The 24605-nt window shown below is 63.6% G+C and carries 22 protein-coding genes; 4 read left to right on the forward strand and 18 right to left on the reverse strand.

From position 1 onward, the window contains the following. The coding region (locus ACLL97_RS13435; protein WP_411280984.1) for a S41 family peptidase at positions 1–728 on the forward strand (728 nt) is incomplete at its 5' end. A 145-nt stretch (positions 729–873) separates the two neighbouring features. Here ACLL97_RS13435 and ACLL97_RS13440 read toward each other — a convergent pair. Further along, positions 874–1263, reverse strand: coding sequence for a nuclear transport factor 2 family protein (locus ACLL97_RS13440; RefSeq protein ID WP_411280985.1), 390 nt, complete (start codon positions 1261–1263; stop codon positions 874–876). A gap of 257 nt (positions 1264–1520) precedes the next feature. On the opposite strand from ACLL97_RS13440, the gene ACLL97_RS13445 reads away from it, so the two are divergent. Together ACLL97_RS13445 and ACLL97_RS13450 are read left to right on the forward strand one after the other, a co-directional pair. After that, positions 1521–1733, forward strand: a complete 213-nt coding sequence (locus ACLL97_RS13445) for a hypothetical protein (RefSeq protein WP_411280986.1) — start codon at positions 1521–1523, stop codon at positions 1731–1733. Continuing rightward, entirely contained in the window at positions 1711–2385 is a 675-nt protein-coding gene (locus ACLL97_RS13450) for a hypothetical protein (RefSeq protein WP_411280987.1), read from the forward strand. The genes ACLL97_RS13445 and ACLL97_RS13450 overlap by 23 nt, the downstream gene beginning before the upstream one ends. A 533-nt stretch (positions 2386–2918) precedes the next feature. Here the strand turns inward: ACLL97_RS13450 and ACLL97_RS13455 are convergent. After that, on the reverse strand, positions 2919–3479 hold the full coding sequence (locus ACLL97_RS13455) for a DUF427 domain-containing protein (RefSeq protein ID WP_411280988.1): 561 nt from the start codon (positions 3477–3479) through the stop codon (positions 2919–2921). Positions 3480–3734: 255 nt separating this feature from the next. Between ACLL97_RS13455 and ACLL97_RS13460 the strand changes: the two genes are divergently transcribed. Continuing rightward, positions 3735–6491, forward strand: coding sequence for a UPF0182 family protein (locus ACLL97_RS13460; RefSeq protein ID WP_411280989.1), 2757 nt, complete (start codon positions 3735–3737; stop codon positions 6489–6491). Between the two features lie 932 nt (positions 6492–7423). Here ACLL97_RS13460 and ACLL97_RS13465 read toward each other — a convergent pair. From ACLL97_RS13465 to ACLL97_RS13540, 16 genes are all read right to left on the reverse strand, one after another. Then, the gene (locus ACLL97_RS13465) at positions 7424–8710 is read right to left on the reverse strand and encodes an APC family permease (RefSeq protein ID WP_411280990.1); all 1287 of its coding nucleotides are present in this window, start codon (positions 8708–8710) and stop codon (positions 7424–7426) included. Between the two features lie 77 nt (positions 8711–8787). Continuing rightward, a complete protein-coding gene (locus ACLL97_RS13470; RefSeq protein WP_411280991.1) occupies positions 8788–9897 on the reverse strand; it encodes an LLM class flavin-dependent oxidoreductase in 1110 nt (369 codons plus the stop codon). 100 nt (positions 9898–9997) lie between these two features. Continuing rightward, positions 9998–10678, reverse strand: coding sequence for a haloacid dehalogenase type II (locus ACLL97_RS13475; protein WP_411280992.1), 681 nt, complete (start codon positions 10676–10678; stop codon positions 9998–10000). 186 nt (positions 10679–10864) lie between these two features. Continuing rightward, complete coding sequence (locus ACLL97_RS13480) at positions 10865–11782, reverse strand: MBL fold metallo-hydrolase (protein WP_411280993.1); 918 nt, start codon at positions 11780–11782, stop codon at positions 10865–10867. Positions 11783–12077: 295 nt separating this feature from the next. Further along, positions 12078–13463: an NADH-quinone oxidoreductase subunit N gene (locus tag ACLL97_RS13485; RefSeq protein ID WP_411280994.1), complete on the reverse strand. Its 1386-nt coding sequence runs from the start codon at positions 13461–13463 to the stop codon at positions 12078–12080. A 20-nt stretch (positions 13464–13483) separates the two neighbouring features. After that, a complete protein-coding gene (locus ACLL97_RS13490) occupies positions 13484–15070 on the reverse strand; it encodes a complex I subunit 4 family protein (RefSeq protein ID WP_411280995.1) in 1587 nt (528 codons plus the stop codon). Next, positions 15063–16973: an NADH-quinone oxidoreductase subunit L gene (nuoL, locus tag ACLL97_RS13495; RefSeq protein ID WP_411280996.1), complete on the reverse strand. Its 1911-nt coding sequence runs from the start codon at positions 16971–16973 to the stop codon at positions 15063–15065. The genes ACLL97_RS13490 and nuoL overlap by 8 nt, the downstream gene beginning before the upstream one ends. Before the next feature lie 5 nt (positions 16974–16978). Further along, positions 16979–17281, reverse strand: a complete 303-nt coding sequence (nuoK, locus tag ACLL97_RS13500) for an NADH-quinone oxidoreductase subunit NuoK (protein WP_411280997.1) — start codon at positions 17279–17281, stop codon at positions 16979–16981. After that, positions 17274–17753 carry an NADH-quinone oxidoreductase subunit J gene (locus ACLL97_RS13505; RefSeq protein WP_411280998.1) on the reverse strand — a complete coding sequence of 160 codons (480 nt, stop codon included), beginning with the start codon at positions 17751–17753 and terminating at the stop codon, positions 17274–17276. The genes nuoK and ACLL97_RS13505 overlap by 8 nt, the downstream gene beginning before the upstream one ends. A gap of 11 nt (positions 17754–17764) precedes the next feature. Then, on the reverse strand, positions 17765–18421 hold the full coding sequence (locus ACLL97_RS13510) for a 4Fe-4S binding protein (protein WP_411280999.1): 657 nt from the start codon (positions 18419–18421) through the stop codon (positions 17765–17767). Then, positions 18418–19572, reverse strand: a complete 1155-nt coding sequence (locus ACLL97_RS13515; RefSeq protein ID WP_411281000.1) for a complex I subunit 1/NuoH family protein — start codon at positions 19570–19572, stop codon at positions 18418–18420. The genes ACLL97_RS13510 and ACLL97_RS13515 overlap by 4 nt, the downstream gene beginning before the upstream one ends. Beyond that, the gene (locus ACLL97_RS13520) at positions 19569–21065 is read right to left on the reverse strand and encodes a 2Fe-2S iron-sulfur cluster-binding protein (protein ID WP_411281001.1); all 1497 of its coding nucleotides are present in this window, start codon (positions 21063–21065) and stop codon (positions 19569–19571) included. The genes ACLL97_RS13515 and ACLL97_RS13520 overlap by 4 nt, the downstream gene beginning before the upstream one ends. Further along, on the reverse strand, positions 21062–22402 hold the full coding sequence (nuoF, locus tag ACLL97_RS13525; protein WP_411281002.1) for an NADH-quinone oxidoreductase subunit NuoF: 1341 nt from the start codon (positions 22400–22402) through the stop codon (positions 21062–21064). The genes ACLL97_RS13520 and nuoF overlap by 4 nt, the downstream gene beginning before the upstream one ends. Further along, a complete protein-coding gene (nuoE, locus tag ACLL97_RS13530; protein ID WP_411281003.1) occupies positions 22399–22887 on the reverse strand; it encodes an NADH-quinone oxidoreductase subunit NuoE in 489 nt (162 codons plus the stop codon). The genes nuoF and nuoE overlap by 4 nt, the downstream gene beginning before the upstream one ends. Continuing rightward, positions 22884–24101 (reverse strand): NADH dehydrogenase (quinone) subunit D, encoded by a 1218-nt coding sequence (gene nuoD, locus ACLL97_RS13535; protein WP_411281004.1) that lies wholly within the window; start codon positions 24099–24101, stop codon positions 22884–22886. Before nuoD ends, nuoE begins: the two co-directional genes overlap by 4 nt. Then, positions 24091–24603, reverse strand: a complete 513-nt coding sequence (locus tag ACLL97_RS13540) for an NADH-quinone oxidoreductase subunit C (RefSeq protein ID WP_411281005.1) — start codon at positions 24601–24603, stop codon at positions 24091–24093. Before ACLL97_RS13540 ends, nuoD begins: the two co-directional genes overlap by 11 nt. Positions 24604–24605 lie beyond the last annotated feature (2 nt).

Below are 24605 nucleotides of genomic sequence, written 5' to 3' on the forward strand. Positions count from 1 at the left end.
CGAAGTCCGCGAGTGGTGAGGGGGCGCGTACGGTGCGCATCGCCAGCGTCACTTCACTCAATGACATCAAGTACGAAGAGTGGGTGGCGACACGGCGGGAGCAGGTGGAGAAGGAGACCAACGGCGACATCGCCTACGTGCACATCCGCTCCATGGATCAGCCCTCGCTCACGCGCTTCCGCAACGAGATTGACCAGTTCTCGAACAAGAAGGGCCTCATCGTCGACATTCGCTACAACGGGGGCGGCAACATCGATCAGGAATTGATCGATATCCTCGAGCGGCAACCGTACCAATTCTGGAATCAGCGCACCGGGGCGCGCACCTGGGGTCGTCGTCCCCGACAGGCGATCGCGGGCCCCAAGGTCATGATGATCAACGCCCGCTCCGGTTCCGACAGGGAGGTCACGCCATTGGCGTTCCGTCAGCTCGGGCTCGGCCGCATTGTGGGCAATCCGACGGCGGCCGCGGTGATCGCGACCGGGAGCTATGCGCTGATCAACGGCGGCACCATCCGCACGCCGGGATCGTTGGTGATCACCTACGATCCCACCAAGCCCAACAACTACGGCGTGAACCTCGAGAATCTCGGGGTGCCGCCCGACGTGTGGGTGAAGAACTCACCCAACGACGAAGTGAAGCACATCGACCGTGAGCTCAAAGCCGCCATTGAGGAAGCGATGCGGATGCTCAAGGCCGCCCAGAGCAAGATTTCCAGCGAGAACTGATCGGTCGCGCGATGCGCCTGTGTTACGAGCTCAGACTTCCAAGCCGCGCGCCGCCACCAAACACTCGAGTCATGCCGCGGACGCGTCTGGCCGAGTTGGCCGAGTTGACCGAGTTGGCCGGTGAAACGATCACCGGTACGTTGGCTCAAGCTGAATCTGGAGAGGGCAGCGCGACCGTGCTCACATGGCCGGCCACAACACGCCACGAATGGTCGCGCTGCGCCCAAACGCGGGTGTAGCGATAGTCTCCCGCGAACGATTGCCCGTGGAAGAGACCGCCGAGGCGCGCGCGCAGTGTCACGACCACCACCGCCGGAGTCACCTGCTGCCACTGTAGGTCGCTCGGGATATGCGTCGAGAAGCGCACGGCGCCACTTCGATGCAGCGCCAGGTCGTCGGCCTTCGTCACGAGCCTCCCATCGGGCCCGGTGAACAATAGGGCATCGTCGATCAATCGATCGAGTGCATCAACGTCGGCGTTGAGCTGCGCATCACGCAGTTCGGCTTCGAGGAGTCGAATCGTGTCTTCCATCATGTGCGAAACGCGGTGGTGATCGGTGGGCGGTGAACGCGCAGCGCGAGTTGCGTGATGACCGGCGGCGCGCTGCACGTACGCCTCTGTGCGCCGTGGAAACGCGCTCGGCCGCCGTCGCAAACACCGAACCTTTCTACGCGGGAGGGTACGACAATTGCTCAGTCCATTGCAATCTATTCGGTGATGTACCGCCAGCCAGCGCGGACCTGTTGGCCGCCCCCCCACTCACCCCACCGACACCAGGCTCAGGAGTCTGCATGCCCGACATCGTCACACCGCACCCGCCTGGCACACCACAGCGTATCGACTTACCAGGGCCTGACCAGATTCCGGAGATCGACCAAGAGCCAACGGTACCCCCAACGATCATCGAGGAGCCTGAGCCGTCGCCGCCACAGCCCGACGAAGGCGACCTCGATGAGGAGCCGCAACAAGATCCTCGTACGCATGGCGACAAAGGGTCGCCGTAGGGCGCATGAGCGATCGTATGATCAGACTCGTGAGCGGACATGTCTCCGTGCGCGGTGCCCGCGAGCACATCTTCGCAATATCGACCTCGATGGCCCTCGTGACTCGCTGGTTGTATTCGCGAGCCGGCGAGTACCCTTCCGGCGCGGAGCCGTCGCCGGCCGATGCCTTCGCACGAAATACGATTGCTGGGCGTGCCTGACCTGCCGCGGTCAGGCACGCGTGCACACCGTAACGGAGCGTTCGCTGGTATCCGATCCGTCGCGCAGCATACGTGAGGGCGCGATTACCGCGTGGCCGGTCGCGTGGCACGGACCTCACCTGCGCGATATCGCTGTCACTCTGGGTTTTGACCTTGATGCGCCGTTCAGCACCCTCAGCGCGGAAAACCGTCGGTGGCTGTTGTTCACCGAGAAACAGCCGCCGGTACCAGTCTACGCCAACGTCAGCGCGAAACAACTCAAGCGAACAAAGCGGCGCAAGGAAGAGCGTGCCTCGCCGCCGTCGGGCGGCCGCGCCTCTCATCAGCCGCCAAAGCCGCTCGTGCGGCGGCCAACGCCTCCGGCGCGACGCGCGCGCGGGAACGTTCGCCGGCCTCGATATCGCAGGGTGCTCTCGCGTGCCCCTGCGTCGCCTGGTGTCGCTGCTCGATAAGAGTGCCGCGGCTGCCACTCCCGTCATCTCGGACTCGGCTATCTCACGTGGGAGCGTGAAGCACCGTCGCTCTCGCCCGGTGAGCTACAACGGCTGCGTTTGGCGACGCAGAGTCGATCGAATCGCTTTGGCGTCGTGTACGGGCTCGACGCGCCCTCCACCGGCCTGCATCCCGCTGACACGGAATCGCGCGGAGCGCACTCGCGCGACTGAAAGCAGCAGGGAACTCACCCTTTATTGTCGAGCATGATCCCGATGTCATTCGTCGCGGCGACTGGACCGTAGAGATTGGGCCGAGCGCTGGCCAGTTCGATGGCCGCAGTCGCTACCGCGGCAGGGAAGCCTTGGGTGGACGAGAAGCGAAAGATACCGCCGCACTCTGGCGGTTGGCCAGTTGCTCATTCATAGCGCTGCCCGGCGGCGATGCAAACGGTGCGGTGGTGACGGTCGTAAAGACCTCGCAGCATATCACGTTGCGATAGCCTACGACATGCATCGCGTGGCGCATCGGCGACCGAGGTACTTGCACCCGCCTACCATCCGTTCGTGCCCGCGGCGCCCTTCCACGGTCCCACAATGCGGTCGGTCACCCAGCCACCGTAAAAGCCACCGTCCTGCGGACGCACGCGCTCCCCATTTACGAAGCATTCGGCGTGCACGGCGTAGAGGGCCACATGATCGCGCAGCATGGCGAACGGGCTCGATGGCCGGTCGTACGACCAGGCGGCCCGGTCGAGGCGTGTATCACCACCCAAAACGGTCCAGTAGCGCGCGGCGCCTTTCCATTCGCAGTGTGATGAACCCGGCGCGGGCTCGAAGGCGCCGGACGTGGCGTCCGCGAACGGGAGGTAATAGCTGGGCGGGCTGGCCGTCTCCAACAACCGGAGGGCACGCGACGTACGCACGATCTCCACGCCACCTACCCGAACCACCACTTCACGGGGTTCAGCCTCGATCGCTGGCGGACGCGGATAGTCCCACACCGATTCTTGCCCCACGCCGAGCGTCTCGGCAAACGGCGGCCGCTCGCGTCCAATCCAGCGCCACATCGACTGCGCCTCGCGTTGTGCGCGCGTCAAATCTTTGGAATTCATGCGAATCCTTCGCGGACGGGACGGTGACCCACGTTCGGCGACCTTTACCGAGAATAATGCAAAACGGACGAGAAAGCGCACCCCTTTGAGACGCGCGTCGGCGTGAGTGGGAATCATCGATCGTGGCACTTTTCGGCAGGATCCTGACGTATCCTTCAACGAAGTCGGTGTGCTATCGAGCACGCCGGTGTCGCATGCGGGTGGTCTCCGGTGCGCTCCTGTCGTGGTTCCCGCCGACCATTCTGGAGGCGTCTGATGTTTCGGTCGCGCGTTACTGTCGTCGTTGCTGTCGCCCTTGTCTTTGGGCTCCTGTTCGGATTTCCCACCTACAGCGCACTGCTTGCTGATTGGTGGTGGTTTCAGGAAGTGGGCTACGAAGTCGTATTCAGCCGCCAGCTGTCCACGCAGGTGGCCCTCTTCGCAGGTGCCGCGCTGCTCGCGCTGGGCGTTCTGCTGCTCACGCTGCGCATTGCCCGACGCGGCCAACCCAATGGTCCGCTGGTGGTGCGATCGGGCGATACCATTGCGCGCGTGGAACTCCCGGCGGTGCTCGAGCGTCTTGGCCTCCCGATCGCTTTGGGGATCAGCCTTTTTGCCGGGCTGATCGCGAGCGCGTCATGGGAAACGGCGTTGCAGTGGTGGTACGGCGTGCCGTTTGGTCTCAACGACCCTGTGCTGTCGCGTGACATCGGGTTTTACGTGTTCACGCTGCCGGGAATTTCCGTGGTGCTGGCGATGCTCTCGGCACTGGCTACCGTCTCGCTGGTGCTCGCCGTTGCGGTGTACCTACCGCGCGGTGACATTGGCGTGGGCCCATCCGGCGTGGTTGTGAAGCGACACGCCGGCCTGCACCTGGCGGTGTTGGTGGCCGTCATGCTGGTGCTCACGGCGGTGCGCCTGTACGCGGTGGATATCCCCGAGCTGCTGTTCTCCAACACCGGCCCGCTCGTTGGCGCGAGCTACACCGATCTCCATGCCACACGCCCCGCCATCTATCTGTCGGTCGTGCTGGCGCTCGCGGCCGCCGCGCTGGTGGTTGTGGGCGGTTTCCGCGAGCGGCTTCCACGCTATGGCGCCATCGCCGTGGGGGGCTACCTCGCCATCGCGTTGGTGGCGCGTGGTGTGTTTCCGCAGCTGATACAGAAGTTCGTGGTGGCGCCCACCGAGCTCACGCGCGAGCGGCCGTACCTCACACACCACCTTGCCGCCACGCGCCAGGCGTGGGGGCTCGACAGCGTGGACACCCGCGAACTAAACGGTGAGGCCACGCTCACGCTCGATGACCTCAAGCGCAATGCGCCCACGATCGACAACGTTCGGTTGTGGGATCGCGATCCGCTGCTGCAGACCTTCGGTCAGCTGCAGGAGATTCGCACGTATTACGACTTCGTGTCGGTGGATGACGACCGGTACCTGATCGACGGGAAGTACCGCCAAGTGCTGCTTTCGCCTCGTGAACTGAACGTGGCCTCGCTGCCCACACGAACGTTCATCAACGACCGCCTCACGTTCACGCACGGGATGGGCCTCACGCTCGGCCCGGTGAACCAGGTCACGGTGGAAGGCTTGCCGGTGTTGTTCATCAAGGACCTGCCTCCCGCGTCCAACGTGTCGCTCACGGTGACGCGACCGCAGATCTACTTCGGGGAGCTCAGCAATGACTGGGTGGTGACGGGCACCAACCAGCGGGAATTCGATCAGCCCTCCGGCGAGCAGAATGTGTACCGGAGCTACGGCGGCGCGGCCGGTGTTCGCGTCGGAGGCTTCCTCAAGCGCACGGTGTTCGCCTCGGTCTTCGCGTCATCGAACCTGCTGTTCTCGCAGGACATCAGCGACACGAGCCGCATTCTCTACAACCGGAACATTGTCACGCGCGCCGGGAAGGCCCTGCCGATGCTCGCGTTCGACCGCGATCCCTACATGGTGATCCGTACCGACGGGACGCTGGTGTGGATGTTGGACGCGTACACCTCCAGCACGCGGTATCCGTACGCGCAACGACTGGCCGATGGCACCACGTACATGCGCAACAGTGTGAAGGTGGTGATCGACGCGTACGATGGATCCATCCGCGCGTACGTGAGTGCGCCCACCGACCCCATCATCGCCACCTGGCGGCGCATTATCCCGGGCATTTTCCTGCCGCTCGACAGCATGCCTGTCGACCTGCGGGCGCATATGCGCTACCCCGATGAACTCTTCCGCGCCCAGTCGACGCTGTACACCACGTATCACATGGACGCGCCGGACGACTTCTACCACCGTGAAGACCAGTGGCAGATTCCGTCTACCGACCAGAAGGACGGCGCCGTGGCCTTCATGCGGCACATGGTGATGCGACTGCCCGACGAGCAGGGCGCGGAATTCATTTACATGGTGCCGTTCTCACCGCGCGGCAAGGACAACCTCGCGGCGTGGATGGTGGCGCGAAACGATGGCGCCGCGTACGGGAAGCTGCGCGTGTACCAGCTGTCTCGCCAAAGCCTCGTGTTCGGACCGCGGCAGATCGAGAACCGCATCAACCAGAACACCGAGATCTCGCGCCAAGTGACGCTCTGGGACCAGCGCGGGTCCACCGTGCTGCGGGGCGACCTGTTGGTGATTCCGATCGAAGAATCGCTGCTGTACGTGCAGCCGCTGTACCTGCAGGCCGAAGGTGGGCGCATTCCCGAGCTCAAGCGGGTGGTCGTCGCCTACCAGAACCAAGTGGTGATGGAGTCCACGCTGGACGGTGCGCTGACCACCCTGTTCGGGAGTGCCACCGGTGCGCGGGCCGCGCCGCGCGTGCTCGCCGCCGGCGACTCAGCCACCGGCGTGCCTGTGGTCGTGGACGCGAGCCTGCAGCCGCTGATCGACGAGGCCCGTCGTCATTACCAGAGCGCGATCGAGGCGCAGCGGGACGGCGACTGGGCCCGGTACGGCACCGAGATCAAGACACTCGGTCAGCTGCTGGAACGGATCGGCAACCGGCCGGCTGCCGGCGCGGCGGAGCGAGTGCCACCGGCGCGCTAAACCACTCGGCGGGAGTTGCCGGAAGGGGGCGGTGCGGAGGCGGGCACCGTCAACAACAACAGACGGAACACGGATGACGCCGAGGGCACCAAAAAAACATCGATAAGCGAAAGGCGTGGTGTGCTTATCGGTGCGATCCGTCCGCTCGGTGTGATCGGTGTTCTGGCTGTAGTTGTTGTGGGCACCTCGAAAAATACAATCACACCGAGGACCGCACGGCGCCACGTCGCGAAAAATGCGCCGGGGACAACGCAGGACATGCGCATGGTGAGCGGCTTTGCCAACGGCGCCCTGCGCAGAGGCAGTGAATTTTGGAGAGGGGAACTGGACTTGAGTTTTTTGGGTGGGGCTGTGAGCTGGGGGCTGTGGGCTTTTGCTGTGGGCTTTTGCTGTGGGCTTTTGCTGTGAGCTGTCGGCTCCCGAGGCTTGGGGCTCTGGGCTATCGGCTCTCCGCCGTGAGCCATGGGCCATGGGCCGTGGGTGAACACTGGCGACTGACCGGCTGGCCGTCACCCATGGCCCATGGCCCACGGCCCATGGCCGAGAGCTGTCAGCCCCAAGCCCCAAGCCTCGGGAGCCGACAGCCCACAGCCCACAGCCCACAGCGACAGCTCATAGCCCCCATTGCCCCCCCTAGCCACGCAAGAAACCGCCAAGTGCCCCCCCCTCCCCTCCACACAAGTTCGCCTCGTTCCCATAAATGTCCCCTCTGCTGCGCGGCATCTGCGCGGCATCTGCACGGCATCTGCGCGCGAACCAGCGGGCTCTCCGACCGCTCCGAGGCCGCCGCACGCACCGCGGCTCGCGCAGAAGTCCGCGAAGGCCCGCGAAGAAGAGCAACAACAGGAGGAACGGGTCAGTGCGCCCCGTCCGCCGACGTGATCCATGTTCTGGCAGTTGTCTGAGCCTGACCCGATTTGACGGACACGTGGTTAACGCGGCCCGCGCTTCGCCGCCGCCTGTACGACCACGTACAACACGCTCCCACCGACGGCCGCGAGCAGCACATCGCGTGTCTCCTTGCCCGACGTCCCGCTCAGCAACCAGGCGATCAGCACGAGGCTCGCGATCGGCACCACGAGGCTACCGGACAACACGAACCGCGCCGGTGGCGCGTCGACTTTTCGGCGCAGCACGGGTAGCGCGGCACAGGTGACGGCAAATACCAGCAAGCGCGCGATCGTACTGATGGTGAGCACGTACACGTGCGTGCTGGTGAGCGCGAGTAGCCACACCACGACTGCCGACAGCACGATGCTGTGCACCGGCGCGCGCGACGCCGAGTTGAGCTTTCCCAGTACTGCCGGGAGCTGACCCGAATGGGCCATCGCCAGCGGAAGGCGTGAGATCGTGAGCATACCGCCGTTGATCGTGCCCAGCATCGACACGGTCGCGCCGATCACGATGATGGTGCCACCGATCGGCCCCACCAATGCCGTCGCCGCATCGGCCAGCGGACGGGTCGAGGTGGCGAGCTCCGGCAACAATCCGATGCACACCGCCTGCAGCCCTACGTAGAGCGCGACGACGACCGCAAGCCCCACCAACAGCGCGAACGGCATGTCGCGCCGGGGGTCGCGTGTTTCGCCGGCCGCCACCAGTGCCGTTTCCCAACCCACGAAGGCGAATGTCAGCAGCAAGACAGCCGACGAGAAATTGGAGCGCGACGGCACCGTGGCCTCGCGCCACGCGGCCGGTGCGAAGACGGAGCCGTCGATCGCAATCAGTCCGTACGCGACCAAGGCCAGTAACGGCACCAGCTTCGCCACGGTGATGAGGTTCCCCACGCGCACGCTGCGCGCGACGCCGGACACGTGCAGCGCGGTGAATCCCCCGATGATGACCGTGAGCAAGATCGCGCGCGGTGCACCGCGATCGATCCCCGGTATCAGTAACGCGAGATACTCCGCGAGAATGCCGGCAATGGCGCAGATGCCCGCAATACGCGCCAGCCAGAGCAACCACCCCACCAGAAATGCCGGAAACGGTCCGAAGGCCTCGGCTGTGTACAGATACGGACCGCCGGTGCCATCGAAACGCGAGCTCACTTCGGCGAAGCAGAACACCACGACCGCCATGAGCAGCGCACACGCCACGATCGCGAGCACGCCCCACACCCCGATCAGTGCATGCACCTTGGCCGGCAATCCGAAGATGCCCGCGCCGACAATCCCGTTAATTACGAGCGCCAACAAATCCCATCGCCCGACTACGCGCATCAGCGTTGGCGGTGCTGTATTTGACGGTGATGGATTCGGCGGTGATGCAGTCGGCGATATCGCCGCCGTGAAGCGCGTCACGTCACCGGCGCCACGCCGGTGGCCGATACGCCGGTGGCCGAGACGGGGCGTGCCGCGGTCTCGTGCGCACGCAGTCGCGGCATTACCAGCTCACCGAATCGGCGGCACTCCTCGAGATGCGGATAGCCGGAAAGAATGAACGTCGAAATGCCGAGCGCCTCGTAGGCACGCAGCTTCGCCTCGACCTGCGCCGGGTCGCCGACGATCGCGAGACCGACGCCGGTGCGCGCGAGCCCAACGCCGGCCCACAGGTTCTCCTCCACCACCAGCGACGGGCCCGACGACAGCGCGAGCTGCCGGCGCTGTCCCTCGGAGTCGGTGTTCGAGGCCGCCGAGATGAACGCCTCGCGCGTGGCCGGATCGACGCGGCTGATGAGCCGGTCGGCCGCCGCCCAGGCCTCGGCTTCGGTCTCTCGCACGATCACGTGGCAGCGCAGCCCGTAGCGCACTCGGCGTCCGGCGGCGTCTTCGAACACGCGCATGGTGGCGAGCCGCGCGCGCACGCCATCGACGGTGTCAGCCCAGAGTAGATACACATCAGAGAGATCGGCCGCGAGCTGTTGCGCCGGCGCACTGTGACCGCCCACGTAAATGGGAATCGGCAACGACGGCTTGGGCGCGAGTAGGGCGCCGCGGCTCTGGAAATAGGCGCCCTCGTAGTCGACTACGGGCTCCGACCACAGCCGGCGCATGACCTCGATGAATTCGCGCGTGCGGTGGTACCGCGCATCGTGGTCGTCGTGATCGCCGTACATCGCATTTTCGACGGGGTTCGAACCCGTCACGATATTCAGGCGAAGTCGCCCCGGAAAGAGCTCATGGGCCGTGGCGGCCATCTTCGCGAACACGGCGGCATTGAACATCCCCGGTCGGACCGCCACCAGCAGCCCCGCGCCCTGCGTGCGCGCCAACGTGGCGATCGACGCCGTCCACGCATCGTGCTCGGCGTGGAAGTTCGTCGCCGTGAGCAGGCTGCTGAAGCCCATCTCGGACGCCGTTTCCACGAGACTCGCGAGATACGCCGGCGTGGGCTTGCGGAGCGCGCCGCCGCCGATGAACTCGCCGTCGGAGGCCAGCTGGCAGAACCAGAGCAGATCGAGGGACATAGCGGGACGTGGCAAGGTTTGGGGTGACGGTCGCTCTACGAATTTCCACTACCGAGCGCGGCAGGTTCAGCAAGGGTGGAACGGCCTGACCATATGCGCGTCAGCCGTGCTGCGCCACCAGTTGGTTGGCGAGTACTGCGATGTCGGCGGCCTCGTACTGTGGCTTCGGTTGACCGGGGCTCATCACCTGTCCAGGCCGGGAAATGAAGGCCGCCTGGAGCCCCGCCGCCATGGCGCCCGCAACGTCCCACGCATGCGCCGCCACGAGCACGATGCGCTCGGGATTCACGCCGAGCTCTCGCGCGGCGTAGGCGTATGCCTCGCGCGCGGGTTTGTAGCGCCCGATGGTGTCGGCCGAGAGGACTGCGTCGAACCGTTGGCGGATCCCTGAAAGACCGAGCAAGTGTTCAGCCGCCTTCGTCGTCGAGTTCGTGAGGGTCGCCAGCGTGAAGCCCGACGCTTTGAGCTGCGTCAGCCCCGGGGCAACGTCGGCGTACGCACTGATGCTTCCCTGCGCCTCCCGAAGCGCTGTCCGGTCGTTGGCGCTGGCCTCCCGCCCGAGTTGCATCGCGAGCATCTGCAGCGCATCGTCGGTGAGCTTATCAAAGCTCCGGTACTCATCAGTGATGGTGGAGGTGAGGAAGAGCGCACCGACCAGTGTGAACCACGTCTTTCGCAGCGCTGAGCCCTCGCTCAGACCAAACAAACGGGCAAACGTCGGATCGAGCGAGGACAGGTCGAGCAACGTTTCGTTCATGTCGAACACGAGCACGGGTTTCATGACTGCCTCTCGGCGACAGGGGAGCACGACACGCGAGGACGACGCTGCGCGTCGCCGGCCAGCTGGCGGATGATGTCACGGAAGGTTGCGCGCGCTGCGGCCTACGCAGCGTCCCGCATTGTGATGATGGGTGTGCCGGTACCAGTTGCCTGGAAGCGCAACGTGACTTGGTGAACCCCGAGCGCATCAGGACAAGTCGATCACGGTGCCCACACCCGCATAGCGATAATTCGCACCGAATATGCGCTGCAGCACGGCGAACGTGAGCTCTCCCGAGCAGTGTCCCGGTGCGATACGCTCGACCTTCCAGGTGTCGCGCAGTGCCATCGCGAGTCGCTCGACTTCCGGTCGGGGCGCGGTGACGAGATGCAAGCCGCCAACAACCATCGAGATGTGAGGATCGCGTGCCGCCACCGACGCCACGATTCGTTCAACACCAGGATGGGAGCAACCCACCACCACGATTTGTCCCGTGGGTGTGTCGATGACCAGTGAGAGTTCGGGTGTTTCGCTGAACTGTTGAGTGGCTGAAATATTTCGCACCACACGGAAGCCTGGAGCGATCTCCATCGTGTCGGTCACTCTGATGAAATTGGCCCCGGTCCACGCGCTGCCGTGCGGAATGACGTCCGGTACGGCACCATTGAAGTAGCGCATCGTGATCGGCAATGACGGGTCTGGCTGTTTGAAGAACACCGCTGGGGTCGGACCGCCGAACGCCTCGTCCTCGGTCACGTAAATCGTGACGCGTGGATTGACGGTCAGCAGATAGCGCAGCCCTGCTGTGTGATCCCCGTGACGATGCGAAATGATCACGGCATCCAGGCGAGTCAGTTGTACGCCGAGCCGCTGCACGTTTTCGGCGAAACCCGCCGAATCATTGCCGGTGTCGAACAGAATCCGCTTGCCCCCGTACTCAATCAACGCGGCATAGCCCCAGTCTTGCCGTAGCGCTGGCTGCGACCCAAACGCGTCGACTAAGACGGTGAGGCGCTGGTTGCCAATCGATGCAGGTTGAGCGGCGTTAGTGTGACGCACACAGGCGGACATGCCGATCCCGACAGCGACAGCAAGTGCCAGCGACAGGTCTCGTGTCTTGATCATGGGATACCCTAGCGAGTGAGTACGGTGGCCTGATGAGCAGGGTCCCGACAGCTCGTACATGGCGCTGAATCCGTCGCGTGGCAACCGCTGCGCTCGCTGGCCGTCAAGTGCGCAGGCTGGAGCTACAAGTATATGCCGACAAATACGCGGACCAGGGTGCGCTAGCTCGAGGCACCTAGTCCGATGCGGTCGTGTAATCGTGACTTGAACTCGTGCAGACCGACCTTCTGCCTATCCGTGTTCCGGCTGTTCACCAAGCCAACCCCCACTACGAACACGGCCACCCGCACACCGCCTACATGCCGCCCAATACCCACCCCGGCAACACCGCCATCACCAGCGTCCCCACCAAACACAACACTCCCGCCATCCGCGCCGACCCACCTGCCTCCTTCTCGCTAGTCGCCGCTTCTGAAGCCGTCATGAACAACACCTGAATCACGCGCAGGTAGAAGTAAATGCCGAGGTAACTGCCCACGAGGCCCAGCACCGCATACGTGGTATATCCCGCCGCCACCACATTCTTGAAAATCAAGAACTTCGCGGCGAACCCCGGAAAAGGCGGCAGTCCCGCCAGCGACAACATCGCGATCGCGATCATCGCCGCCGCAAAGGGATTGCGATGATACAGCCCTTTCAGCGCGTCCAGTGAATCGCGCTGATCGTCGGCGTCGTTCTGCGGCAACACGGCAAAGGCCAGCAGGTTGGTGACCGAGTACGCGATCACGTAAAACAGCACCGCCTGCATTCGACCCGCAGAATCGCCCAAGAAAGCGTAGAACAGGTAGCCCGCATGCGCAATCGACGAGTACGCGATCATGCGGCGGAAGCTTTGCTGCTTGATCGCGGCGAGATTGCCCCACACGATCGACACCAGCGGCAGCACCATCAGGATCTGGGCCAGCGACCCCGACACATTCGCGCCGCTGAACAGGCGCACGGCGGCCAGTAACACCGCACCCTTGGTGAGCGTGGCCATGTACGCCGTGACGGGGATGCTCGCGCCTTCGTAGGTGTCCGGCGCCCACGCGTGGAACGGCACCACCGCGGCTTTCAGGAACATCGCCAGCAGCACCAGCACCACCGCGGTGCGCGTCATGATGTCGCCCGATGCCAGCGCCGGTCCGAACTCGCTCACGCTCATCGAGCCGGTGGCGCCGTACAGCAGCGACACACCCATCAGGAACGTGGCCGACGCGGCGCCACTCAGCACCAAATACTTGAACGCCGACTCGGCGCTCTGCGGCCGGCGCAACGCCAACAGCACCAGCGCGTACACCGGCATCGCCAGCAATTCGAGCCCCAGAAACATCACCAAAAAACTGTCCGACGACGGCAGGAGGCACAGTCCGTACAACGACGACAACAAGAGAATGGAAAACTCGCCGTCGCTGAACTCGGTGCGCGACATGAGCAACACCGGCACGGCCAGCGCCAGCAGCGCACCCTTGGCCAGCAGCACCGCCGGCGTGACCGAGAACTGCCCCGCAAATGGTTCGGCCGCGAACTGTGCGTGCGACAGCCAGAACGCCGCCGCACACGACGCCACCACGGCGCCGAGCGCGACCCAGAGCGCCGATCGTGCGCCACGTCCAAGCACGGCCATCACGATGAGCAATACGATGCCACCGAGCAGGAAATGCTCGGGGAGCATCGCCATCAACGCGTCTTGCGGGTTCATCGCGGTGTTCACATCGCTATTCACGGCGTCACCCCCGCCTGCGACTCGGGCGAGCCAGCAGGCACACGCGACGTGGTTACCAGCGACTGATATGTCTTGGCTGCCAGTTCGGTTTTCTGCAACGCGCCGTCCGGGAAGAGACCAAGGGCGAACACGGCGACCACCAGCAGGCCGAGTATACTTTGCTCACGCCACGACAGGTCGAGCAGCGGATGCTCAAGCGTGTGGTGCGGTGCCTTCACGTCGCCGAACAGGAACGTGAGGGCGAAGCGCAGCATGTACATCGCGCCCAGCACCACGCCGGTAACTGCGACAACTGCGAGCACTAACGGCCAATGATTGCCGTCGAGATGCGCCGGCCAGGCCGCCGTGAAGGCGCCGAGCAGCGCGAGGAATTCGCCGGTGAAGCCGCTGGTGGTGGGCAATCCCACCGACGCCAGCGTGAAAATCATGAAGAACACCGAGTACACCGGCAGCAGGCGCGCCAAGCCGCCGTAGGCCGCCAGATCTCGCGTGTGGCAGCGATCGTAAATCATGCCCACCAGCAGGAACAGACCGGCGGCTACGAGTCCGTGGCTCACCATTTGAATGATCGCGCCCTGAACACCCACCAGCTCGAGGCTGAGCAGCCCCAGCATCACGTAGCCCAGGTGACTGATTGAGGAGTACGCGATGATCTTCTTGATGTCGGTCTGCACCAGCGCGAGGCAGGCCCCGTACACGATGCTGATCACGGCCAACGTCATGAGCACCGGCGTGAACGCGCGCGCCGCATCAGGGAAGAGCGGGAAGCCGAGCTTCATGAAGCCGTACGTACCCATTTTGAGCAGTACACCGGCCAGAATCACCGAGCCCGCCGTGGGCGCTTCCACATGCGCGTCGGGAAGCCAGGTGTGAAGCGGCACCATGGGTACCTTGATCGCGAACGAGAGCGCGAACGCACCCAGCAGAATTGTTTGCACCGACAGCGGCAACTGCGCGCGGTACAGGTCGTCGAAGGCGAACGACAGCACGCCGCTGCTCTGTTGCATGGAGTGCACGAGGTAGATCACCGCCGCCAGCATGAGAATGCTGCCGAACGCCGTGTACAGCACGAATTTGAGCGTGGCATACACGCGCCGCGCGCCGCCCCACATGCCGATGATTAAAAACATCGGAATCAGCATCGCTTCCCAGAACAGATAGAACAGGAAGAGATCCTGCGCCACGAAGGCACCCATCATGGCGAACTGCAGCAGCAGCACCATGACGTGAAACAGTGGCACGTTGTTCTTGATGGACGTCCACGCGCCCAGCACCACAATCGGCCCCAGAAACGCCGTGAGCAGCACCAGCAAAATGTTGAAGCCATCGAGGCCAATGAGGTATGACACGCCCCACTGCGCGATCCACGGGAGCTGCGTGGCGAACTGCAGCCCCGATATCGTGGCGTCGAACTGCAAATACAGCATCGTGGCGATCACGAACTGCGCGGTCATCGTGGTCAGGCTGATCACGCGTGACAATCCATCGTTGGCGCGCGCGGTCAACAACACCAGCGCTACGCCAACGATCGGCAACCACAAAAGGAGATTGAGCAGCATCGGTCCCATCGTGAACTCAGACATGACGCCAGCTCCAGAGCAGAGCGCCCACGATGCCGACCATCACCAGCAATGCATACAAATGCAGGCTGCCCGTCTGCACTCGGCCCAACAATCCGGCTGAACGCTGCGCCAACGACGCGAGGCCATTCAGAGAGCCGTCCAGCAGCCGGTCGCTACCGCGGAACAGCACCACATCGGAGAACCACACCAGCGGCTTCACGATCACGCGGTCGTAGAGCTCGTCCACGAAATACTTGGCCGTGAGCAGGCGATGCACGGGCAGCAGGCCCTGCTTGATCGCTTCCGGTCGCGAGGCCGCTCCGCCGTACATGAACACCGCCAGCCCGAGTCCGACAAAGGCCAACACGATTGACACGATCAGCAGCGTGTGCTCATAGTGCTCGAGGCTGTCCACGATGGGTGGCAGCGGAATTTGCGCTTCCAGGAAATGCGGAATAGCGATGTACCCACCGCCCGCTGACAACAGCGCCAGCAGCATCAACACGCCGGTCATGGAGATCGGCGACTCATGCACATGGTGCTCCACCTCGGGGCTCAGGCGCGAGGCGCCCATGAAGGTGAGCCACAACAGGCGGAACATGTAGAAGGCGGTCATCAGGGCGGTGAGCGCGGCCAGGCCCCACAACCACGGCGCGCCACCCTTCGCACTGGCGAAGGCGTACCAGAGGATTTCGTCTTTCGAGAAAAACCCGGCCAGTCCCGGAATGCCCGCAATGGCCGCCGTCGCGATGGCGAAGGTCCAGAAGGTGAGCGGAATCTTTGTGCGCAAGCCGCCCATCTTCCTGATGTCCTGCTCGCCGCCAAGGGCGTGAATCACGCTGCCGGCGCCAAGGAACAGACAGGCCTTGAAGAAGGCGTGCGTGACCACGTGGAAGATCGCCACGCCGTAGGCACCCACACCGAGTGCCAGAAACATGAAGCCCAGCTGCGACACCGTGGAGTAGGCGAGCACCTTCTTGATGTCGGTCTGCACCAACGCCACCGTGGCGGCGAAGAACGCGGTCAGCACGCCGACCACCGCGATCACCTGCGAGGCTTCGGGGGCCATCATGTAAATGCCCGACATGCGCGCCGTGAGATACACACCCGCCGTGACCATGGTGGCGGCGTGGATCAGCGCCGACACCGGCGTGGGGCCGGCCATCGCATCGGGGAGCCACACGTACAACGGGATCTGCGCCGACTTGCCCGTAGCACCGACGAACAGCAACAGCCCCACCACACTGGCGGGCACGATCATCGCCGCCTCGCTGCCGGTAAGGAAAGCGCCGTTGATGGTGTCCATATCGAGCGTGCCGAACGCGCGGTACAACAGGAACATGCCCAACAAAAAGCCGGCGTCACCGATGCGGTTGGTGAGGAACGCCTTGCGGCCGGCCTTGGCGTTGGTGAGATCGTCGAACCAGAAGCCGATGAGCAGGTACGAGGCGAGTCCCACCCCTTCCCAGCCCACGAACAGCACCAGCATGGAGCGGCCGAGGACCAGCAGCAGCATGAAGAACAGAAAGAGATTCAGGTACGCGAAGAAGCGCCCGAAGCTCTTGTCGTTATGCATGTAGCCGGTGGAGTAGATGTGGATCACCGATCCGACACCCGTGACCACCAGCGTCATGATCGCGCTGAGGCGATCGAAGTAGAACGCGATCTCGAACGAACTCGACCCGATCAGGGCCCAGCGGTACAGCGGCTCCACGATCGGTGCGTAACCGCCCGCTTGCAGATCGAAGAAGGCTTTGATGGTGAGCACGAAGGCCGCGATCGGGAACGCTGAGCCCACCATGCCGGCCGCGCGTTCGTTGAGGCGATGTTTACCGAGGGCGGTGGCGAAGAATCCGTTGAACAGAAAGCCGACGAGCGGCAGCAAGGCGATGAGCGCCAGCGTGTGCGGTAGCACGTGAGGCATGCGGCTCAACCCTTGAGATCAGAGAAACGATCGATGTCCATCGAGCGCTTGAAGCGCACGAGCAGCAGGACGATCGGAATGGCCAGTGCGATTTCCGCGGTGGCGACCACGAACACCAGGAACACCAGCACCGCGCCCGCGGCATCTCCACGCTGCTGCGAGAAGGTGACCAGGCTGAGGTTCACACCGTTCAGCATGAGCTCCATGCACATCAGCATGACCAACGCATTGCGGCGCACGATCACGCCCAGCAAGCCCAGCGAGAAGAGCGCGCCGGAGAGCCAGAGCAGCAGGCTGACTCTATCCATGCGCTCTCCGGCTCACCTTGATCACGGCGAGGGCGGCCACGATCGCGGCCACCAGAAACACCGATGTGAGCTCGAACTCCAGCCAGTACTGCGACAGGAACGCGGTGGAGAACTGCGTCAGGCTGAATGCCGCGCCACCCGGTGCCAAGCGTACGTCATTGCTTCCGCGGTACACGCTGATGCCCAGCACGCCCACCAGCGCGGCAAAGACCGCGACGCCGGGCACGAGCCAGCGAGAGAACCGCGCATTGCCCGGTGCCTCACGCACCTCGAGCAGCATGATGACGTACACCATGAACACCATCACCGCGCCCACATAAATCAGCACCTGAAAGGCAGCGATGAAATGCACGCCCAACAGCCCATAAATGCCGCCCAGCATCACCATCGTCGTGATCAGCGCGAGCGCGACGCGCATGGGCTCGCGGATCACGAGCATCAGCGCGGCCGAGATGAGCGCGATGGCGCCCATCAGGCCCAGAATCAATGTGTCGATGACTCGCGTCCTCGCAGCATGCTGTCGCTGACCGTGAGGGCGACCGGCTTCGGTGGGTACGGCTTGGCGACATCCTGCTTTGGATTCCAGGTCAGCATCTCTTCCATCGTGAGCCACATGTTGTAGCGGTCACCCGACACTAAATCGGGCATGTCGGGCTCCATGCGGATCGCGTCTTCCGGGCACGCTTCGATGCAGAGGCCGCAGAACACGCAGCGTGAGTAGTCGATCTCGAAACGGATCGGCGACTTGGGGTGTGCCGGGTCATTGATGTCGAACCCGGCCTCGATCTCGATGACTTTGGCCGGGCACACGGTCGCACACATGTTGCACGCGATACACTGCGGCGATCCATCGGGGCGCTGTGTGAGGATATGCTTGCCGCGATTGGCCGGCGCGTAGTCGGCGCGCTTCTCTTCGGGGTAGTAGGTGGTGATGGCGCCACGCTGGCCGGTGATCCACTTGCCCATGTTGCGCAGGAAGATGCCGGTGGTGATGGCCAGCCCGCGCAGCACCTCCGGGAGGTACGCCTTCTCCCACCACGTCATGGTGGGCTCATTCCAGTACTGCTTGCGCTCGTACTTCACGGTGCGCACCAGTGGCTTCGCCGCCGGCTCGACGTCTGGCTTCAGGGGCGTGGTCACTTGGCGCCCTCCATGATCCACATCGCCACCGCGGTAACCACCAGATTCGCCAGCGACAGCGGCAACAACATCTTCCACGCAAACGACAGCATCTGGTCGTACCGGAAACGGGGCAGTGACCAGCGGATCTGGATCTGGATCACGCACATCAGGAAGACCTTGGCCAGGAAGCCGAGCATCTGCAGCGGCACCACCAGCCCGTGACTGAGCGCCACCGAGTGGCCGCCGGGAAACAGAAAGCCGGCGTCATTCATGTAGGGCAGGTTGTAGCCGCCAAGGAACAGCGTGACGAACAGCGCCCCGACAATCGCGATCTGAATGAACTCGGCGAACATGAAGAGGCCCATCTTCATGGCGCTGTATTCGGTGTAGTAGCCGGCCACCAGCTCCGACTCGGCCTCAGGCAGATCGAACGGAATGCGCTTGTTCTCGGCGATCGCCGCCGTGAGAAACAGAAACGCCGCGAAGGGCTGCATGAACACGCCCCACTTGGGCAGCACGCCCAGTATCACGCCCGACTGCAAGCGCACGATCGCGCCCAGATCGACCGTGCCGTACACCAGAATCAGCCCCATGATCGTGAGGGCCATGACCAGCTCGTACGAAATCATCTGCGAGCCGGCCCGCAGTCCACCGAGGAGCGAGAATTTGTTGCCCGAGCTCCAGCCGGCGAGCATTGTGCCGATGATCGTGAGTCCGCCAAAGGCGAACACGATCAGGATGCCGGCGTCGAGCTGAGCGATCTGCAACTGGTACGTGCGCGAACCGAACCACGACGCTAGCGACGGAAACAGCTGCGCGGGATCGAGCGTGCCGCCGAATGGGATGACGGCGAACACCAGCAGTATCGGCGCGAACACGATGAACGGCGCCAGGAAGTAGCCCACGGCGTCGTGTGTTTTCGGCTTGAAATTCTCCTTGAGGAGCATCTTCAATCCGTCGGCCATGCCGTGAAACAGTCCCAGCCACACCAGCTTGATGTTGGTGAACGGGATCTTGATATAGGCGCGGTTGGCACCGATGCGGTCGGACATCACGGCCGCCTGCTTGCGCTCCACCCACGTGAGCAACCCGCCGAAGCTGAGGAGCACCACGAGGGCATAGGTAATGAATACCAGTGAGACAATCAGATCAGGCATGAACACGTTCATGCGCGCCACTCGGCGGCAATACCGGCGGATAGCGCGGCGAACACGGGTTCCGCGTGGGCGATACCCGGCTTCACGGGGAAGCAGGCGTGAAACGCCGTGACGACGCCAGCGAAGTTGGTGTAGTGCCCGCTGCGTTCGGTTTGCACGCTGATCGGGATGAACACATCGGCGCCGGCGTTGTCCGCATGCACGTACGAGCTCAATCGAATCACCTTTGCGCCGGCGGGAACACGCGCGCTGTCAAACCCTTCGCCCCACACCAGCACCAAATCCGTGCTGGCGGGCAGCGCCTCATGCACGCGCTCAGAGAGTGCCGGATACAACGCCAGCGCCGCCTTGCGATTGGGATTCTTGTCGGGCTTGATGAGCAGGTGATCCTCGATCGTCTCACCCGGGAGAGGGACGTGATCGGCTTTCACGAAGCCCGGCATGCTGTCGCCAAAGGCCGCGTGAAACGCCGCGAGCTCTTCGTTGGAACCCCAGCTCGACACGATGGCTCTCGGATTCCGCGCTGCGCCGATGAGCTGGGCGGCCGCCGACGTGGCCTCCGCGAGCTCCACCGCCACACCGAGCTGCATCGCCTGCTCGGCCCGCGGCCGTTCGAACAGATGGGCGAGGTCGCGGGCCTTGTTGCATACCCACAAGCCGTTCACCTCGGGGTTCTCGTGCGGCGTGACGCGATCGATGCGCGTATTGAGCTGTGGGTCGAGCGCGTTCAGCTTCCACTCGTGCTTGCGGTGCCACACCTCGATGCTGCAACCGCGCTCACACCCCGGGCACACCGACTGCGTGGCCTGCAGGTACCATACGCGCGCGTGACTCAGCAGCTCGGTGGAGAGCAACGCACCCACCGGGCACAGATCGATCACGTTGTCGGAGTAGACGTCGAGGTTGAAGTCGGCGTCTTCGGCGGGACGGATCAGCGCATGGTCACCGCGATTCACGGCCCCCAGCGCCTTCGAGCCCGACACTTCGTTGGTGAAGCGGACACAGAGCGTGCACATGATGCACCGCTCGTTGTCCAGCATGATGCGGTCGGACAGCGGGAAAAACTTGGTGGCGTGCGTTTTGGGGTCGCGCGACAACGACGCCGCACCGTTCAACTCGTAATGGTAGTCCTGCAGCATGCACTCGCCCGACTTGTTGCAGATCCCGCAGTCCACCGGGTGGTTGAGCGTGATGAACTGCATCGTGTCCTTACGGAGTGCCTTGATCATCTCCGAATTGGTGAGCACACGCATGCCCGTCGTGACCGGCATATTGCAGGCGATATCGAACCACGGATCGCCCGTCTCCTGCACGATCTCCACCATGCAGATGCGGCAGTTGCCGGGTACCGAGAGCTCTGGATGCCAGCAAAAGTGCGGAATGTGTACGCCGTTGGCGCGCGCAGCCTGAATCACGGTCTGCCCGTCCTCCGCCTGCATCGCGACGCCATCGATCGCGAAGTCGAGCATCTTCTTCGCCGCTACCAGTGTCGTTACATCACTCACGACGCAACTCCGGCGGCAGCGAACGGGTCTTCCACGGTCAGATTGCCGTCGTACATCGACCGTCCGTTCTTGATGTAGTACTCGAACTCTTCACGGTAGTGATCGAGAATGGCCGAACAGGCGTAGCCCGCGGAGTCGCCGAGACTGCAGATGGTGGTGCCGTCGTTGGCCTGCGAGATCTGATAGAGGCGATCGATGTCTTCGGGGCGTCCACCACCAGCGACAATGCGATTCAGAATGCGCTCCATCCATCCCATGCCTTCACGGCACGGGGTGCACTGGCCGCACGACTCATGGTGATAGAACCGCTGAATCACCTGCGCCAGACGCACCATGCAGGTGCCCTCGGCTACCGCAATCATGCCGCCCGACCCGACCTGCGAACCTGCTGCCACCGCTGAGTTGTGGTCGAGGGTAACGCCTTCGATCTCACTCGCGCTGAGAAGCTTCGTGGACACGCCGCCGGGGATGATGCATTTGAGCGCCTTCCCGTTCTGCATGCCGCCACAGTCTTCGTAGATGAACTTCGTCCACGAATAGCCGTACTCGACCTCGTACACGCCCGGCTTCGCAATATGGCCGGAAATCGAGATCATCTGCGTGCCCGGGCTCTTGGGCGTACCGACCTTCCTGAACTCCGCGGCACCAAGGCGCATGATCACCGGCACGTTGGCCAGCGTCTCCACGTTGTTGACCACGGTGGGCTTCTGATACAGCCCCTTCACGGTGAGTCGCGGCGGTCGATTGCGTGGCCAGCCCTTCTTGCCCTCGAGCGACGCCAGCATGGCTGATGCTTCACCGCACACGTACGAGCCGGCGCCACGATAGAGCACGACATCGAGCGAGTAGCCGGTGCCCAGGATGTGCTCGCCCAGCAATCCGGCTGCGTACGCCTCTTCGATGGCATCGGCCATCCGACGGTAGGCGAGATCGAACTCGCCGCGGATGTAGATGAAGGCATGACGTCCCTGCAGCGCATACGAGCCGATGATCAGCCCTTCGAGCGCCATGTGCGGTACGCATTCCATGAGCCAACGGTCCTTGAACGTACCCGGCTCGCCTTCGTCGGCATTCATGCACACGTAGTGCGGCTCACCGTCGCCCAACTTCACGACGCCCCACTTCCGTCCCGCCGGGAACGCGGCGCCGCCGTGTCCCAGCAAACCGGCGGCCGCGACTTCCTTGGTCACGTCGGTCGGCGACATCTCGCGCAGCGCCTTCTCGAGCGCCTGATAGCCGAAGCGCGTACGATATTCGACCAGCGTGTGCGACGTGTCAGTGACGGGGAAGTTCATGAAGAACTTCGTGCCGGAGAGTTCGGTGGTCACGGTGCTCATGACGTGCTCCCCTGCCACTCGGCGAGCAGCGCGTCCACCGAGGCGGGTGTCAGGTTCTCGAAAAAGGCATCGCCCACCATCATCATTGGCGCCGTGCCGCACGAGGCGAGGCATTCCACCGTGGTGAGCGTGAATTGCCCATCGGTGGTCGTCTCACCCGGCTTGATGCCCAGACGTGCGCACAAATGCTTCACCAGACCTTCGGCGCCACGCAACGAGCAGCTCACGTTGTGGCACACTTGGATGTGGTGTGTGCCAAGCGGCTTGCGCGTGAACTGTGTGTAGAAGGCCACGACTTCATCGATCTGGGTACGCGGGACGCCCAGGTACGCGGTGAGATCGGTGATATCTTCGTCGGCGATGTAGCCGCGCTCTTCCTGAATGCGACGGAGGGCAGGAATGGAGAGCGACCCGTCGAAGCCGGCCGGATATCGCCGCTTCCACACTTCGAACTCCGGGATCAGGCGTTGTACCAGACCGCTCATCGATCGCACTCCCCACCGATCATGTTCACCGAGCCGAACGTCGTCACGATGTCGGCCAACTGGTAGCCATCGAGCATGCGGTGTACGCCGCCCATGTGCACGAAACTGGGCGACCGCACGTGCACCTTGTGCGGCGTACCGCCACCGGTGCTGACGAGGAAGAATCCGAGCTCACCGTTGGGCGCTTCGTGCGCCACATAGATCTCACCGGCCGGTACCGACGGGCCTTCCATCACCAGCTTGAAGTGGTTGATCAACGATTCGATCTCGTTGTACACCAGCGTCTTCTCGGGGAACACGCAGCGGCGATCGTCCACATTGATCGGCCCCTCGGGCATCAGGTCCACCAGCTGACGGATCATGTACACCGACTCGTCCATCTCGCGCATGCGCACGAAGTAGCGATCGTAATTGTCGCCGTTGATGCCCACGGGTACGTCGAAATCGAGTTCGGCGTACGCCAGATACGGGGTGTCTTTGCGCAGATCGCGCGGTACGCCGGTGGAGCGCAGGATCACGCCGGTGAAGCCCCAGTGCAGGGCGTCGGCCGTATTGATCGTGCCCACGTTGCGCAGCCGGTCGATGAAGATGCGGTTGCGATCCACCAGGCCATGGACGCGCGCGATGTACGTCTCGTATTCGGCCAGGATTTCGTGCAGGCGCGTGAACCAGCCGGTAGGCACATCATTCGCGAGTCCACCGATGCGACCGTACGAGTACGTCACGCGCGCGCCGGTGAGTGCGGCGAGATGCTCGTACATGAAGTCGCGCACCGTAACCAAGTACAGGAACGCGGTCATGGCGCCGAGCTCCATGAGACTCGCCGCCACGCAGGTGAGGTGGTCGGTGATGCGCATGTACTCGGAGAGCAGCGTGCGCAGATACTTCGTGCGAGGCGTAATCTCGATGCCCATCATCTGTTCGACGGCGTCGCAGTACGCGAAGTCGTTGATCAGCGCCGAACAGTAGTTCAGGCGATCGACATACGGGATGAGATTGTGCCAGGTGTGATCCTCGCACTCCTTCTCGAAGCCGCGGTGCAGATAGCCGCAGTGCACGTCGGTCCGCAGCACCTTCTCGCCATCGAGCTCGGCGATGATCTGCACCGTGCCATGGGTGGCGGGGTGCGACGGGCCGATGTTGACGATGACCGTGTCGTCGCGCTCGTGGGTGGTAAAGGCCGGGCGGACCGGATTCGGGATGCTAGCGGACAAGGGTACCCTGCGGCGGGCGGTAGGGGACCAGCGGCTGCTCCAGCTGCTTGGGGTAGTCCTTGCGCAGTGGATGTCCCGAGAAGCCTTCGTACAGCAGAATCGGACGCAGATCGTCGTTGCCGCGGAACGCGATGCCGTACATGTCGTGGCACTCGCGCTCCATGTAGCCAGCCGATCCGTACAGCGACTTGAGCGTGCTAACCGTGGGATCGTCGGCATGCACCCGCGTTTTCAATCGCACGCGCACCTTGTGGGTGGTGGAGTAGAAATGGTGCACCACTTCGAAGCGCAGTGGCGCGTCGGGCCAGTCGATGGCAGTCACGTCGAGAAACAGGTCGAAGGCAAACTCCGACTTGAGGCGGGTTGCCACCGGCAGTAGCGCGTCCGGCTCGAGGTGCAACACCAAGACGCCATGCTGTACACCGGGTGACCCCATACCAGTGCTGGGTGCGCACTGCGGCGCGAGCTGCTGCTCAACGAGATCGAAGATCGAAGTGGTCACGA

Source organism: Gemmatimonas sp. (assembly GCF_046594945.1).
Lineage (GTDB): Bacteria > Gemmatimonadota > Gemmatimonadetes > Gemmatimonadales > Gemmatimonadaceae > Gemmatimonas.

Coding starts and splice junctions, on each gene's coding strand:
- ACLL97_RS13440 (WP_411280985.1), bottom strand. CDS start 1,263: ATGATGGAAGACACGATTCGACTCCTCGAAGCCGAACTGCGTGATGCG.
- ACLL97_RS13445 (WP_411280986.1), top strand. CDS start 1,521: ATGCCCGACATCGTCACACCGCACCCGCCTGGCACACCACAGCGTATC.
- ACLL97_RS13450 (WP_411280987.1), top strand. CDS start 1,711: ATGGCGACAAAGGGTCGCCGTAGGGCGCATGAGCGATCGTATGATCAG.
- ACLL97_RS13455 (WP_411280988.1), bottom strand. CDS start 3,479: ATGAATTCCAAAGATTTGACGCGCGCACAACGCGAGGCGCAGTCGATG.
- ACLL97_RS13460 (WP_411280989.1), top strand. CDS start 3,735: ATGTTTCGGTCGCGCGTTACTGTCGTCGTTGCTGTCGCCCTTGTCTTT.
- ACLL97_RS13465 (WP_411280990.1), bottom strand. CDS start 8,710: ATGCGCGTAGTCGGGCGATGGGATTTGTTGGCGCTCGTAATTAACGGG.
- ACLL97_RS13470 (WP_411280991.1), bottom strand. CDS start 9,897: ATGTCCCTCGATCTGCTCTGGTTCTGCCAGCTGGCCTCCGACGGCGAG.
- ACLL97_RS13475 (WP_411280992.1), bottom strand. CDS start 10,678: ATGAAACCCGTGCTCGTGTTCGACATGAACGAAACGTTGCTCGACCTG.
- ACLL97_RS13480 (WP_411280993.1), bottom strand. CDS start 11,782: ATGATCAAGACACGAGACCTGTCGCTGGCACTTGCTGTCGCTGTCGGG.
- ACLL97_RS13485 (WP_411280994.1), bottom strand. CDS start 13,463: ATGAACCCGCAAGACGCGTTGATGGCGATGCTCCCCGAGCATTTCCTG.
- ACLL97_RS13490 (WP_411280995.1), bottom strand. CDS start 15,070: ATGTCTGAGTTCACGATGGGACCGATGCTGCTCAATCTCCTTTTGTGG.
- nuoL (WP_411280996.1), bottom strand. CDS start 16,973: ATGCCTCACGTGCTACCGCACACGCTGGCGCTCATCGCCTTGCTGCCG.
- nuoK (WP_411280997.1), bottom strand. CDS start 17,281: ATGGATAGAGTCAGCCTGCTGCTCTGGCTCTCCGGCGCGCTCTTCTCG.
- ACLL97_RS13505 (WP_411280998.1), bottom strand. CDS start 17,753: ATGGGCGCCATCGCGCTCATCTCGGCCGCGCTGATGCTCGTGATCCGC.
- ACLL97_RS13515 (WP_411281000.1), bottom strand. CDS start 19,572: ATGAACGTGTTCATGCCTGATCTGATTGTCTCACTGGTATTCATTACC.
- nuoF (WP_411281002.1), bottom strand. CDS start 22,402: ATGAGCACCGTGACCACCGAACTCTCCGGCACGAAGTTCTTCATGAAC.
- nuoE (WP_411281003.1), bottom strand. CDS start 22,887: ATGAGCGGTCTGGTACAACGCCTGATCCCGGAGTTCGAAGTGTGGAAG.